Source organism: Lentzea sp. NBRC 105346 (genome assembly GCF_030269605.1).
Classification (GTDB): domain Bacteria; phylum Actinomycetota; class Actinomycetes; order Mycobacteriales; family Pseudonocardiaceae; genus Lentzea.
In genome coordinates, this window is sequence record NZ_BSTQ01000006.1 from 20,259 (window position 1) to 32,670 (window position 12,412).

General features: G+C 69.8%; 13 protein-coding genes. 6 read left to right on the forward strand and 7 right to left on the reverse strand.

The window, feature by feature from the left end; all coding sequences use genetic code 11:
- Nucleotides 1-140 precede the first annotated feature (140 nt).
- The gene (locus tag QSK35_RS14500) at nucleotides 141-869 is read right to left on the reverse strand and encodes a DUF4191 domain-containing protein (protein WP_285746199.1); all 729 of its coding nucleotides are present in this window, start codon (nucleotides 867-869) and stop codon (nucleotides 141-143) included.
- Between the two features lie 62 nt (nucleotides 870-931).
- On the opposite strand from QSK35_RS14500, the gene QSK35_RS14505 reads away from it, so the two are divergent.
- From QSK35_RS14505 to QSK35_RS14520, 4 genes are all read left to right on the forward strand, one after another.
- Entirely contained in the window at nucleotides 932-2,980 is a 2,049-nt protein-coding gene (locus QSK35_RS14505) for an ATP-dependent DNA helicase UvrD2 (RefSeq protein WP_285746201.1), read from the forward strand.
- Nucleotides 2,981-3,436: 456 nt separating this feature from the next.
- A complete protein-coding gene (locus QSK35_RS14510) occupies nucleotides 3,437-3,742 on the forward strand; it encodes a WhiB family transcriptional regulator (protein WP_285746203.1) in 306 nt (101 codons plus the stop codon).
- Nucleotides 3,739-3,957 carry a hypothetical protein gene (locus QSK35_RS14515; protein ID WP_285746205.1) on the forward strand — a complete coding sequence of 73 codons (219 nt, stop codon included), beginning with the start codon at nucleotides 3,739-3,741 and terminating at the stop codon, nucleotides 3,955-3,957. Before QSK35_RS14510 ends, QSK35_RS14515 begins: the two co-directional genes overlap by 4 nt.
- 203 nt (nucleotides 3,958-4,160) lie before the next feature.
- A complete protein-coding gene (locus tag QSK35_RS14520) occupies nucleotides 4,161-5,027 on the forward strand; it encodes a class I SAM-dependent methyltransferase (RefSeq protein WP_285746207.1) in 867 nt (288 codons plus the stop codon).
- A 106-nt stretch (nucleotides 5,028-5,133) separates the two neighbouring features.
- On the opposite strand, the gene QSK35_RS14525 is transcribed toward QSK35_RS14520, so the two are convergent.
- The 4 genes from QSK35_RS14525 to QSK35_RS14540 are packed head-to-tail and all read right to left on the reverse strand — an operon-like array spanning nucleotide 5,134 to nucleotide 8,070.
- A complete protein-coding gene (locus QSK35_RS14525) occupies nucleotides 5,134-5,721 on the reverse strand; it encodes a hypothetical protein (RefSeq protein WP_285746209.1) in 588 nt (195 codons plus the stop codon).
- Nucleotides 5,722-5,780: 59 nt separating this feature from the next.
- Nucleotides 5,781-7,094 (reverse strand): ABC1 kinase family protein, encoded by a 1,314-nt coding sequence (locus QSK35_RS14530; protein ID WP_285746211.1) that lies wholly within the window; start codon nucleotides 7,092-7,094, stop codon nucleotides 5,781-5,783.
- Nucleotides 7,091-7,870: a hypothetical protein gene (locus tag QSK35_RS14535; RefSeq protein ID WP_285746213.1), complete on the reverse strand. Its 780-nt coding sequence runs from the start codon at nucleotides 7,868-7,870 to the stop codon at nucleotides 7,091-7,093. Before QSK35_RS14535 ends, QSK35_RS14530 begins: the two co-directional genes overlap by 4 nt.
- A 44-nt stretch (nucleotides 7,871-7,914) precedes the next feature.
- The gene (locus QSK35_RS14540) at nucleotides 7,915-8,070 is read right to left on the reverse strand and encodes a DUF5679 domain-containing protein (protein WP_169774275.1); all 156 of its coding nucleotides are present in this window, start codon (nucleotides 8,068-8,070) and stop codon (nucleotides 7,915-7,917) included.
- A 296-nt stretch (nucleotides 8,071-8,366) separates the two neighbouring features.
- On the opposite strand from QSK35_RS14540, the gene QSK35_RS14545 reads away from it, so the two are divergent.
- Nucleotides 8,367-8,792, forward strand: coding sequence for a M48 metallopeptidase family protein (locus QSK35_RS14545; RefSeq protein ID WP_502881653.1), 426 nt, complete (start codon nucleotides 8,367-8,369; stop codon nucleotides 8,790-8,792).
- 92 nt (nucleotides 8,793-8,884) lie between these two features.
- On the opposite strand, the gene QSK35_RS14550 is transcribed toward QSK35_RS14545, so the two are convergent.
- Nucleotides 8,885-10,177 carry a zinc-dependent metalloprotease gene (locus tag QSK35_RS14550; RefSeq protein WP_285746218.1) on the reverse strand — a complete coding sequence of 431 codons (1,293 nt, stop codon included), beginning with the start codon at nucleotides 10,175-10,177 and terminating at the stop codon, nucleotides 8,885-8,887.
- Nucleotides 10,178-10,221: 44 nt separating this feature from the next.
- Between QSK35_RS14550 and QSK35_RS14555 the strand changes: the two genes are divergently transcribed.
- Entirely contained in the window at nucleotides 10,222-11,304 is a 1,083-nt protein-coding gene (locus QSK35_RS14555; protein ID WP_285746220.1) for a YlbL family protein, read from the forward strand.
- A 510-nt stretch (nucleotides 11,305-11,814) separates the two neighbouring features.
- Here the strand turns inward: QSK35_RS14555 and QSK35_RS14560 are convergent.
- Nucleotides 11,815-12,357, reverse strand: coding sequence for a PPA1309 family protein (locus tag QSK35_RS14560; RefSeq protein ID WP_285746222.1), 543 nt, complete (start codon nucleotides 12,355-12,357; stop codon nucleotides 11,815-11,817).
- Between the last annotated feature and the right edge of the window lie 55 nt (nucleotides 12,358-12,412).

Consider the following 12,412-nt stretch of genomic DNA (forward strand, 5'->3'; position numbering starts at 1 on the left):
AATTGGGACAGTCCAACGGCGATTCGAGACAGACGGCGGGTTCACCTCTGGGGGTGCGCCGCACGCGGTTGAAACTTTCGACGACAACGCGGCCCCGGAGGCGATTCGCCTTCCGGGGCCGTGATGGAGTCGTTCGGCTACTAGCGGCGGCGCATCGTGCGCTGGACGTTGCGCATCTTGGCGCCCTGCGGCAGCGGGCCCTTCGGCATCGCGGCGCCGCGGCTCGCCAGCGCGGCGAGGCGGGTATCCAGGCTGTCGACCTGCGCGGTGGAGATGTTGCGCGGCAGCTTCATGAGGTGGCTCTGCAGCTTGCGCAGCGGGACCTGGCCCTCCTCGGCGCCGACGATCACGTCGTAGATCGGCGTCTCGCCGACCACGCGGGCGATGCGCTTCTTCTCCTGGGCGAGCAGGCCCTTCACGCGGTGCGGGGCACCCTCGGCGACGAGCACGATGCCCGGCCGGCCGACCACGCGGTGCACGGCGTCGAGCTGGGTGGTGCCCGCGACGGCGGGGGTAACGCGCCAGCGGCCGCGCAGGTTCTCCAGCGCCCACGCCGCGGCGCCCGGCTGACCGTCCGCCTTCGCGTAGACGTTGCGCTGCACCCGGCGGCCGAAGATCACGACCGCGAGCAGCAGGCCGACGGCGATGCCCAGCGGGACGAACACCCAGACCATCTTGAGCAGCAGGCCGGCGACGACGGCGACCGCGGTCGCGCCGAGCACCGCCGCCAGCATCAGCGGAACGAGCGCCTTGTCCTCGCGGCGTTGCATCTTGAACGCCTCGAAGATCTGCTTGCGCCGTTCGCGAGATGCCGCGCGCCGGGCCTTCGTCGCTTCCTTGGCAGCCGACTTGTCCTGCTTTCCAGCCATACCCACCAGGATACGGCGCTCCGTTCTCAGGCATCACTCGGCCATCTGCGAGACTGCCGGACGTGGACGCGCTGCTGGAGGGACTCGATCCGGAACAGCGGGCCGCGGTCGAGGCGCCCCGCGGTCCGGTGTGCGTGCTGGCGGGGGCGGGGACCGGCAAGACGCGGACCATCACCCATCGCATTGCCCACCTGGTCCAACGGGGGCATGTCGCGGCCGGTCAGGTCCTCGCCGTCACGTTCACCAAGCGCGCCGCGGGCGAGATGCGCACTCGGCTGCGCGCGCTCGAAGTCCACGGCGCGCAGGCCGTCACGTTCCACGCCGCCGCCTCGCGGCAGCTGCGCTACTTCTGGCCGCGGGTGATCGGCGGACCACGCTGGGAGCTTGTCGACCACAAGATCCGCATCATCGGCCGCGCCGCCACCCGCCTCGGCCTGCCGACCGAGGCCGAGGCGCTGCGCGACCTCGCGTCCGAGATCGAGTGGGCCAAGGCATCCCTGATCGCGCCCGAGGACTACCCGGCCGCGGCCGCCCGCGCGCAGCGCGACATCCCGGCGCCCGCCGAGCAGATCGTCCGCGTCTACCAGGGGTACGAGGCGCTCAAGGCCGAGGCGCAGATGCTCGACTTCGACGACCTGCTGCTGCACACCGCCGCCGCGCTGGAGGACAACGCCGAGGTCGCGCAGGAGTTCCGCGACCGGTACCGGTGCTTCGTCGTCGACGAGTACCAGGACGTGACGCCGTTGCAGCAGCGCGTGCTGGACGCGTGGCTCGGCGACCGCGACGACCTCACCGTCGTCGGGGACGCCAACCAGACCATCTATTCCTTCGCGGGGGCGTCGCCGCGGCCGCTGCTCGACTTCCCGCGCCGGTTCCCCGAGGCCGTCGTCGTCCGGCTGGAACGCGACTACCGGTCGACGCCGCAGGTCGTCGCGCTGGCCAACGAGGTCATCAAGTGGGCGCGCGGACGTCCGGCCGGGTCGCGGCTGCGGCTGGTCGGCCAGCGTCCCGAGGGACCCGCGCCGGTGTTCCACGAGTTCGACGACGAGCCGTCCGAGGCGGCCGCGGTCGCCGCGAAGATCAAGAAGCTGATGGACAACGGGGTGGCGGCGTCCGAGATCGCCATCCTCTACCGGGTGAACGCCCAGTCCGAGGCCTACGAGCAGGCGCTCGCCTCGTTCGGCATTCCCTATCTGGTGCGTGGCGGCGAGCGGTTCTTCGAACGCGCGGAGGTGCGGCAGGCGATGATCGCCCTGCGGTCCGCCGGCTCCGTCGAGGGTTCGCTTCCTCTTGTGGTGCGTTCCGTGCTGGCACGGGTCGGGCTGAGCGACGAGCCGCCCGCCGGTGGTGCCGCGCGGGAACGGTGGGAGTCGCTGCTCGCGCTGGTCGAGGTGGCCGAGGAACTGGAGGCCGCGCTGCCGGGCGCGGACCTGCCCCGGTTCTGCGCCGAGCTCGACATGCGCGCCGAGGCGCAGCACCCGCCGACCGTCGAGGGCGTGACGCTGGCGTCGTTGCACGCGGCGAAGGGCCTCGAGTGGGACGCGGTGTTCCTCGTCGGGCTCGTCGAGGGGACGCTGCCCATCCAGTACGCCGACGGCGACGAGGCCGCGGTCGAGGAAGAACGCCGGCTGCTTTATGTAGGCGTCACCCGTGCGCGTGAACACCTCTGGCTCTCATGGGGTCTGTCGCGTGCCGCGGGCGGCCGGAAGTACCGGCGGCGCTCGCGCTTTCTCTACGGCCTGCTGCCCGACGAGCACCCGGCGGCGCGGGTGGCCCGTGCCGCCACCCCCAAGAAGGAGAAGCCGACCTGTCGCGTGTGTGCCGGCGTGCTGGTCGAGGCGCAGGCCGTCAAGCTGGGGCGCTGCCTGTCGTGTCCGTCCGATGTGGACGAGGAGCTGCTCACGCGGCTGCGCGCGTGGCGGTCCGAGCGGGCGCGTGAGCTGAAGGTGCCCGCCTACGTCGTGTTCACCGACGCGACGCTCGTGGCGATCGCCGAGCAGCGGCCGATGGACACGGCGGGACTCGTCGCGATCTCCGGCATCGGCGCGTCGAAGCTCGACAAGTTCGGCAGCGACGTCCTCGGGCTCGTCCGCGCAGGTAGCGGGTACTGACCCACAACTTCGGACGAGTTTCGTTAAATCGGTTGCACACCCCTAGCAGGGGGTCATAACCTGCATTGGCCGGGCCGGAAGGCCCGTCTGGGGAAGAAGAACTACTACTCGCATCAGCCCTCTAGAGGAGGTGGCACCCGTGGAGATCTTCACGACTTCGCGCGCTCTCGGCCACCTCATGTCCGGGGGTCTTTGCGTGCCAGCCGGCAGTGCCGCTCAGCGGGACAAGTCTGCCCTCATCCAGGTTCGTGACCGCGCGCAGGCGCAGTCTGTCCTGGTGCCGATCACCACTGACGTTCCGAACAACTACACGAGTGTGCTGTCCGCACATCACGTGAGAAGGACCTGACGACCCGACGTCGATCAGGACCCATCCTGACTCACGAAGGCCGCGGACTCGCACAGAGTCCGCGGCCTTCGTGTTTTTTGCACTACCCCACACAAGGAGAAAACCTGATGTTGACCGCAACTGTCCCGCTTTCGGGCGAGACACTGCCGGACGTCGCGGAGGGCCTTGACCTGCCCTGCCGCACCCACAACCCGGACCTCTGGTTCGCCGACGCCCCCGCCGACCTCGAGAAGGCGAAGACGTTCTGCGCGACCTGCCCGGTCCTCGCCGAGTGCCTCGCCGGTGCGCTCGCACGGCACGAGCCGTGGGGCGTCTGGGGTGGCGAGATCTTCGAGCGCGGTGTCGTGATCGCGCGCAAGCGTCCCCGTGGCCGTCCCCGCAAGGACGCCGCTGTTACGGAGGCCGCCGCGTGAACACCCAGCTGATCGACCTGCCGCGCCATGACTACGACAGCAAGGGAATGAACACCATGTCTCTCAACGAAGAGCTGGTCCGGATACGAATACATGAAGCACAGAGGTACGCCGAGGAGCAACGCCTGGCCCATCGGCTGTCGTCCGCCCAGAGGTGGCGGCGGCTGTCGAGTTGGGCCGCTCGCAGGGCGGCGCGCTTCGACCGTTCCCTCTAACCACAACTGAACAGCCGGGCCGCCACTCCTCCGGGGTGGCGGCCCCGCTCCTACCCGCGAGTCCCACCTTTACGCACCCCGTGTCCCACCTTCGTGACTGCATGAAGGTGGGACACGGGGTGCGCGAGGGTGGGACTCGCGTGGTCCTTGATCCACGGGGTTAGTGGATGGCGGGCCGGGCCGTTCCTCCGTACCGTCGTCGTGTGGCGCAACACACTCATGACGGAATCGACTGGGCAGCGCGCGTCGCCGCGGCACGGCGGACGGCGGAGCTGGAGGCCGAGGCGTTGCGGGTGGTCGCGCGCAGACTCGTCCGGCCGCTGCCCGACAACCCGACGGTCTACGACGTGGGGTGCGGCGTCGGCGCGATGAGCGTGCCGCTGGCCGAGGCGCTCGCGGCGCGCGGTGGCGGGACGCTCGTGCTGGTCGACGCGGTGCCCGAGGTGCTGGACGCGGCGACGTCCGCGGCGCGCTCGCTGGGCGCGCTGACCGTGAAACCGGTGCTGGCCGATCTCGCCAGTGAGGACCCGGCCGGGTTCGGCAAGCCGGCGGACCTCGTGTGGGCGTCGCGGGTGGTGCATCACCTGCCTGATCAACTCAAAGCGGTGAAACGCCTGGTCGGAGCCCTGGCGCCGGGTGGCTGGCTGGCGCTGGCCGAAGGCGGGCTCGAGGGGCGGATGCTGCCGTGGGACCTCGGCGTCGGCGAGCCGGGGCTGCAGGATCGGCTCGCCGCGGCGCGGGCGGAGTGGTTCTGCACGATGCGCGAGGGGATTCCCGGCGCGGTGCAGCTGCCGGTGGGCTGGAACGTCGCGCTCGGCGACGCCGGGCTCGGGGAGATCAGCGCGTTCAGCTTCGTGATCGACCACCCCGCGCCGGCGAAGCAGGTCGTGCGGGACTGGGCCGTCGAGCGGCTCGGCTGGCTCGCCGAGGTGTGCGGGCCGCGGCTGCACGCGTCCGACCGCGCCGCGCTGCGGCGGTTGCTGAACCCGCGCGACTCCGAGTTCCTCGGTGCGCGCGACGACGTCTTCATGCTCATGACCGATACCGTCCACATGGGACGTAAGCCGTGACGGCGTCCTGTTATTACTGCGGGCGGCTGAGATCTTCGGTGACCGATCCGCTCGAGCTGCTCGCGTGGTCCGTCGAACGCGAAGGCGTCAGCGAACGCTGGCTGTGTCACGTGTGCGCCAAGAAGCACGTGCGTGACATCGAAGGCAAGCTGCCCGCCGAGTACTGGTAGGACAATGCGGTAAGTGCTTTCCGCACCACGGCGGAACCGCGGCTCGTGCCCGCGTCCAGCTCGGTGCGCAGACCGTCGAGACAGCACAGGTCCAGCGCCGCGCCCAAGATCCGGAGAACCCGCATCGGTTCGGACTCGCGCCGGGCGGCGTCGAGGGCGGCCCGATGGGGTTCGGCGACCACCAGCCCGTCGGCCTCGACCGTCGCGGGCGGGCGCGAGGTGCGTTCGAACAGCAGGCCCTGGCCGTTCAGGCGCTGGTTGGGGCCCTGCAGCACGTGGATCAACGACGGCTCGGGCAAGTCGGCGCCCAGCACGCGCAGGGCGTCGACGCCGGTGATGATCGTGCCGGGGGCGAACGCGAGCACGGCTTTCAGGCGTTCGGCACGGGTCGGGTAGCCGTCCTTCAACAGCACGACGCCCGGCAACACCTGCTGCCACGGGCCGCCGGGACGGCAGCGAGCGGCGATCACTCGCGGGGCGACTCCGGATTTGCGCAGGTCACGGGTAGTGGTGATGGTGTCCATGCGTCGATCGTGGAGCAGCGGCCACGTCCGCGGGCCGCCGCTCGGCGATCTGTGGACAACTAGTCCTCTTCGAACCCCGGCTGCCAGCGCGTCACGATCGCGCGCGCGGGCACGTGGGCGTCGAGCTGGCACAGGATGCCGGTCGCGCCCAGCGTCACGCGGTGGATCAGCAGGTACTGCGGCGGCAGGTTCAGCGACCGGCCCGTCTGCGAGTCCGGGCTGCGCAGGTCGCCCACCCGTTCCGCCTGTTTCTGCAGCCAGCGGCGGGTGAAGTGGAACGACTCGGCGCGCAGCGGTTCGACGAACGGCGCCAGGTAGCCGAGCACGTCCTCAGCGTGCAGGACCGTGCCCTCACGGATGAAGTTCTCTGATCGCAGCAGGTCGAGCAGGTCGTTGGACCGGCCTTCGAGCGCCAGCCGGGTCATCCGGCCGAGCGTCTTCGGCAGCCCGTCGGGCAGGCGGGCGACCGCGCCGAAGTCGATCACGCGCAGGCGGCCGTCCTCACCGAGCATGAAGTTGCCGGGGTGCGGGTCGGCGTGCAGCAGGCCGGACCGTGACGGCGCCGAGAAGTGGAACTCCGACAACAGCTTGCCCGCAAGGTCGCGTTCCTCGACCCCGCCCTCGCGGATGATCGCCGACAGCGGGGTGCCGGTGATCCAGTCCGTGACCATGACCTTCGGCGACGACGCGACGACCTTCGGAACGACGACGTGTTCGTCGTTCGCGAACGCCTTGGCGAACGCGCGCTGGTTGTTGGCCTCGTCGCGGTAGTCGAGCTCCTCGAGGTACCGGTCGCGCAGCTCCTCCAGCAGCGGGCGCACCTCGGTGCCCGGCATGATCGCCTGGATCAGCCGGGAGAACCGCAGCAGCTGCTTGAGGTCCGCGCGCAGGGCCTCGTCCGCGCCGGGGTACTGGACCTTGACCGCGACCTCGCGTCCGTCATGCCACACCGCGCGGTGCACCTGCCCGATGCTCGCGGACGCGGCCGGCTCGTCGTCGAACTCGGCGAACCGCTTGGTCCACGACGACCCGAGCTGCTCGGCGAGCACCCGGTGCGTGGTGCGTGCGGGCATCGGGGGCGCGGCGTGCTGCAGCTTGGTGAGCGCCTCGCGGTACGGCGCGGCGAGCTCGTCCGGCACGGCGGCCTCGAACACGCTCAGCGCCTGGCCGAACTTCATCGCGCCGCCCTTGAGCTGGCCGAGCACCGCGAACACCTGCTCGGCGGTCTTCGCCGTGACCTCGGCGTTGACCTCCTCCGAGCTGCGTCCCGTCAGGCGCTTCCCCCAGCCGCCGACCACGCGACCGGCGACACCGAGCGGAAGGCTGGCGAGCTTGGCGGTGCGCTGCACGGCCTTGCGCGGAATCTCGGTCACCAGGTCATGTTATGTGCGGAGCACGCGCAGTCAGGGTGCGGCTGCCAGCTTCGCTGAGAGCATTCTCCGGACGCCGGGTGCAGTTCGAGCGCCGCGTTCCAGGTAGGCGGCCTGGTGCGCCCGCCACGCACGAAATCCACTATCAGCAGCGCCTGTGTGACGCTCAGCGCAGCCGTCGCGGTCGCCAGGATCTTGTCTTCCGGCGGTTTTCGTGCCACGAGCTGCGCGGCGATCGCCGGCCAGCACGGGTCACGGTCGGTCCGGTGCAGGTCCGCGCAGGTCAGGCAGCTGGTGCGGCCTGGGAGGACGAGCGGTCCGACGACACCGACGCCTTCTCTCGCGCGTACGGCCAGGTGCGGGGTCCGGTCGTGCATGAGCCGGGCAACGACCTCGGGGGCGGGGAAGCCGGTGACGATCGTCAGCTCGGGTTTCGCCGGCGGTTCGCCGAGCAGGGCGCGGATCGTCTCCGCGAGCTCGCCTTCGCCGTGCACCGCGATGCCCGGCGGCGCGCTCGGCCGTGGCCGGTCGAGCACACCGGCCTCGTCGAGGTGGGCGAGCACGGACATCAACTCGGCGGGATCTTCGCCCCGCTCTCGCACTCTTTCACCCAGTTCAGCGACAGTGTGCCGGCCGTCCAACGCGAGCAGCTCGTCGACGAACGCCTCGGGCAGCTCGCCGACGACGACCGCGTGCCTGGGATCTACACCGATCTGCAGCTCACCGGGCCCGCGCCGCACGACGGCGAGGCCCGGCCGGGTTCTCGGACGTTGGTCCACGGTGCTGAGACTGGCAGGGGGCCAGGCCCCCTGCCAGCGGAAACTCAGACCTTGGCCTTTCCGAGGATCCGCGTCATCTTCGTCCCGCAGACAGGGCACGTGCCCTTGGCCATCCGCCGGCCGTTGGTCTCCTCGACCTTGCCGTCGAAGTCACGCTTCTCGCGGCACTTCACGCAGTAGCCGTTGTATTTCTCGGCCACAGCCCCTCCCTTGCAGTTGTGAGTGCGGACACACTCGGGGACCTTGCCGCGACCGTACCTCCGGAAGGGTGCGATTCGCCGCATGTATAGCGGCGCGTGTCTAGCCGCCGATCGGTGTAACTTCACCCGCCGGGTGCCCACGAGCCGCCGGTTGGTGGCCGCGAATTGTCGGTGCTGGGCTTTACGGTTGCTCCATGGCCGAACCGCGGGTGGAGGTGCGACGGAGCCCCAGACGCCGTCGCATGGTCAGTGCGTACCGGGAGGGCGACACCGTAGTCGTGCTCCTACCTGCACGAATGACCAAGGGGGAAGAGAAGCACTGGGTGGCTGAGATGCTCAGCCGCCTGCAGCGCAGCGAGACGCGCCGTCGCTCGCCTGCGCGTACGTCGGACGAGGCGTTGCTGATCCGATGTGCCGAGCTGAACGCCAAGTACCTGGACGAGGCGTTCGAGCCGACGTCCGTGCGCTGGGTGCCGCCCATGCGTACGCGGTGGGCGTCCTGCACGCCCACGGAGGGCACCATCCGGGTGTCCGAGCGGCTGCGTGAGGTGCCGGGCTGGGTCCTGGACTACGTCCTGGTGCACGAGCTGGCGCACCTGCGGGTGCCGGGGCATGGGAAGGACTTCTGGGCGCTGGTGCACCGGTACCCGAAGTCGGAGCGCGCGATCGGGTACCTCGAAGGGCTGTCGGCGGCAGCCGGGCTGGGGATCACCGAGGACTGAACGGCCCACTCGGCGGTGCTGAGTGGGCAACACGCGGGGGCGGAACGGGCGACACGCGGTTCGCGGGGCCGGGAGAGCCCCGCGACCAGCGACTATTCGCTTTCCGGATCCTTGCTCTCGGCCTCGCGCATCGTGCGCTCCAGCTCCGCGATCGGGTCCTCGAGGGCCTTGCGCGTCTCCGCGAGGCGTTCCACGAACTCCAGCGGGTCGTCCAGGTCCTCGGCGGTCGGCACGAGCTCAGCGTGCTCCCAGATGCCGTCCCGGACCTCGAGGCCGTGCTGGTCACCGACCAGCTTCCACAGCGCGGAGGCGGCCCGCAGCCGGCGCGGCCGCAGCTCCAGTCCGACCAGCGTCGCGAACGTCTGCTCGGCCGGACCGCCCGAGGCGCGCCTGCGCCGCAGGGTCTCGCGCAGGGCGTTGGCGCCGGGCAGGCGCTCGGAGACCGCGGCGTCGACGACGACGTCGACCCAGCCCTCGACCAGGGCAAGCAGCGTCTCCAGCCGGGCGAGCGCGGCCTTCTGCTCGGGCGTCGTCTGGGGCTCCAGCACGCCGGACGACATGGCCTCCTCGATCGACGCCGGGTTGGCCGGGTCGATCTTGCCCGCGAGGTCCTCGAGCGCCGAGGTGTCGACCTTGATGCCGTGCGCGTACTCCTCGACCGTGTCGAGCAGGCGCTGGCGCAGCCACGGGACGTGCGAGAACAGGCGCTGGTGGGCGGCCTCGCGGGCGGCGAGGAAGACCATCACCTCGGAGGCGGGCCGTTCGAGTCCCTCGGTGAACTTCTCGATGTTCGCGGGCAGCAGAGCCGCAGTGCCCTCGGGGCCGAGCGGAAGGCCGACCTCGGTGGACGTGAGGACCTCGGAGCCGAGCTGCGCGAGCGCGTTGCCGAGTTGCGAGCCGAACGCCATGCCGCCCATCTGCCCGAGCATCGACAGCAGCGGCCCGGCGGCCTGCTTGGCCTCGGCGGGCATCGCGTCGACCCAGGCGCCGGACATGCGCTGGGCGACCGGGTCGCACAGGCGCTGCCAGGTCGGGATCGTGCGCTCCACCCAGTCGCGGGCCGTCCACGCCTGCGTGACGCGGGTGCCCGCGGGCAGCGCGGTGACGGGGTCGAGCCACATCTCGGCGAGGTGCACCGCGTCGGTCACGGCGGAAGTCTGGTCGGGCGCGAACCCGATCGTTGTCGTCGTGGAGGACAGCCGCTGGAACGCGATCTGCTTGGCCAGGTCGTAGTTGACCGGGCCACTGGACGAACCGGCGCTGCTCAGCATCGCTCCGAGCTGGCTCAGCATGTTGCCGAGCTGGCTGAAGTCGAAGGGGTTTCCCTGCTGTCCGCTCTTGTCGTCGGGATCGTGCGGGTTGAACCCGAACGGCACGTCACTCATGCCTCTACCGTACGCGGATCCACTTGGTCGTACGCTGTTCAGCCGTGAGTGAAACCGTCACGACCGATCCGGTGCCCGCGGCCCCTCCGCCCAAGGAGCGCGGCCTCACCCGACGCACGTGGACGTTGATCATCAGCTTCGTGGTCGTAGCCGTGCTCGGCCTGCTCGGCGGCTTCGCGAAGGTGCCGTACGTCGCGCTCGGACCGGGGCCGACCTACGACACGCTGGGCGAGGCCAAGGGCACCGCCGTGGTGAGCGTCGAGGGCCAGAACACGTTCCCCACCAAGGGAACGCTGACGATGACGACGGTGTCGCTCACCGACGACGTCTCGTTGTTCGGCGCCCTGGGCCTCTGGCTCAGCGGCCGCTACGCGCTGGCGCCGCGCGAGGAGTTCTTCAAGCCGGGCGAGTCCGAGGAACAGGTCCAGCAGCAGAACCAGAAGGCGTTCAGCGACTCGCAGACCTCCGCTGAGGTGGCCGCTCTGCACTACCTCGGGTATCCGGGGAAGGTCGTCGCCAACGAGATCACCAAGGGTAGTCCGGCCGATGGGGTCATCCCGCTTGGTGCTCGGATGCTCAATGTGAATGGCAAGCAGGTCGCTAGTGCGGATGACGTGCGTGCTGCGTTGGAGAACACCAAGCCCGGTGATCGGATTGAGGTGTCGTTCGAGGCTGATGGCACTTCGAAGTCGACTCAGCTGGTGCTCGGGACTCGTGACGATGGTCGGCCGTCCGGGTTCATCGGGATCCTGCCGGTGGATCGGGCGGATACGCCGTTCAAGATCAAGATTAGTTTGTCGGATGTGGGTGGGCCGTCTGCCGGGTTGATGTTCGCTTTGGCGATTGTTGACAAGTTGACGCCTGGGGAGCTCAACGGTGGGCAGAACATTGCAGGGACCGGGGAGATTCAGGGTGATGGGACTGTGAAGCCCATCGGTGGGATTGCGTTCAAGATGGTTGCGGCTCGGGAGGCTGGGGCTACTACGTTCCTCGTGCCGGCCGCTAACTGTGTGGATGCTCGGCAGCAGACGCCTGAGGGGATGAAGCTGATCAAGGTCGAGAAGCTGGCCGATGCTGTGTCCTCGTTGGAGGCTCTGGCTAGCGGGAAGCCGACGCCGGGCTGCTGAGGCTTTCGTTGTGGTGACGCGGCGGCTTTCGTTCGTGGCTGGGTTTGGGTTGACGCGCTGACTTTCCTTGGCTGCCGGTTTCGTGCGTGGTTGCGCCTTGGCTGCCGGTTGGGTGCGTGGTTGCGCCTTGGCTGTCGGTTTCGTGCGTGGTCGCCTTTTCCTGCTCGGGGCTCCGCCCCGGACCCCGGCTCAGCTCAAAGAGGGGCCCTCCCGGTGGTCCGGTTTCGTAGTGGGTTGCGTTGGGGTGGTGTGCCCCTCCCGTCGCATCGCACCTGAGGCAGCCGCATCCGAGACCCCAGGTCAAGCGAAAAGCGTGCTTGACCTGGGGTCTCGGATGCGGCAGGGCTTCGCCTGCGATGCGACGGGAGGGGCCCACCACCTGGTGGTTGTGCGCGCTGGCGCGCGGGGTGGGGGCTCGCTTCGCATCGCGAGTCGTACGTTCGCGGGCCGTGAGTCGTAGGTTCCCGACCGGTGAGTTGTACGTTCCCGGACCCCGGTGGCCGCCCAAGCTCAGGGCTGCAGCGTCTGTAGCAGCGCCTTCGTCAGGTTCGGTGCCAGCTCCGGGTGCTCGACGACCTCCTCGGGAATCTCGGAGGTCCCACGCAGCCGAAGCACGCAGGAGACGGTCCCATCCCGCACGACGGCCGCCACCAACCTTGCCTCCCGCCGCTGCGGGTGCTCAGCGGCGAACCGCCTCGCGGCCTCGTCATCCAAAGACGACGAAGCCAGTTCGGACTCGGCGTCCGGAGGCAGTACGACGATCTCCTGAGCGAGTGCGCATCCGTGCACGGCAGGAGGCCACTCGATACCGGCCAGCGCCTCACCCAGGTCTGACTCGGGCAGGGAGTCCTGCGCGATCGGTGTCAGCGGGGACGCCACGGGGTCGAGTTGCGCGGCCAGTGAGGGTTGCTGCGCGATCAGGTCCGCGGTCGAGACCAGGGCGAACAGCTGGGGGGCCTGGTCCCAGCCGCCGGAGGCTACGAACTCCTCCACCTCGCGGGCGACGGTGGGCAGCACGACTGCGGGCGTTTCACTCGGTGACACGCGGGCCATAGTAAAACGACGGACCCGGCCGGGAACCCGCGGCGCCGTCCGTAGAGTTGGACTA

Excerpts from the sequence above, each read along its gene's own strand:
- QSK35_RS14500 (WP_285746199.1), bottom strand. The coding sequence starts at position 869 with ATGGCTGGAAAGCAGGACAAGTCGGCTGCCAAGGAAGCGACGAAGGCC.
- QSK35_RS14510 (WP_285746203.1), top strand. The coding sequence starts at position 3,437 with ATGTTGACCGCAACTGTCCCGCTTTCGGGCGAGACACTGCCGGACGTC.
- QSK35_RS14525 (WP_285746209.1), bottom strand. The coding sequence starts at position 5,721 with ATGGACACCATCACCACTACCCGTGACCTGCGCAAATCCGGAGTCGCC.
- QSK35_RS14545 (WP_502881653.1), top strand. The coding sequence starts at position 8,367 with ATGACCAAGGGGGAAGAGAAGCACTGGGTGGCTGAGATGCTCAGCCGC.
- QSK35_RS14550 (WP_285746218.1), bottom strand. The coding sequence starts at position 10,177 with ATGAGTGACGTGCCGTTCGGGTTCAACCCGCACGATCCCGACGACAAG.
- QSK35_RS14560 (WP_285746222.1), bottom strand. The coding sequence starts at position 12,357 with ATGGCCCGCGTGTCACCGAGTGAAACGCCCGCAGTCGTGCTGCCCACC.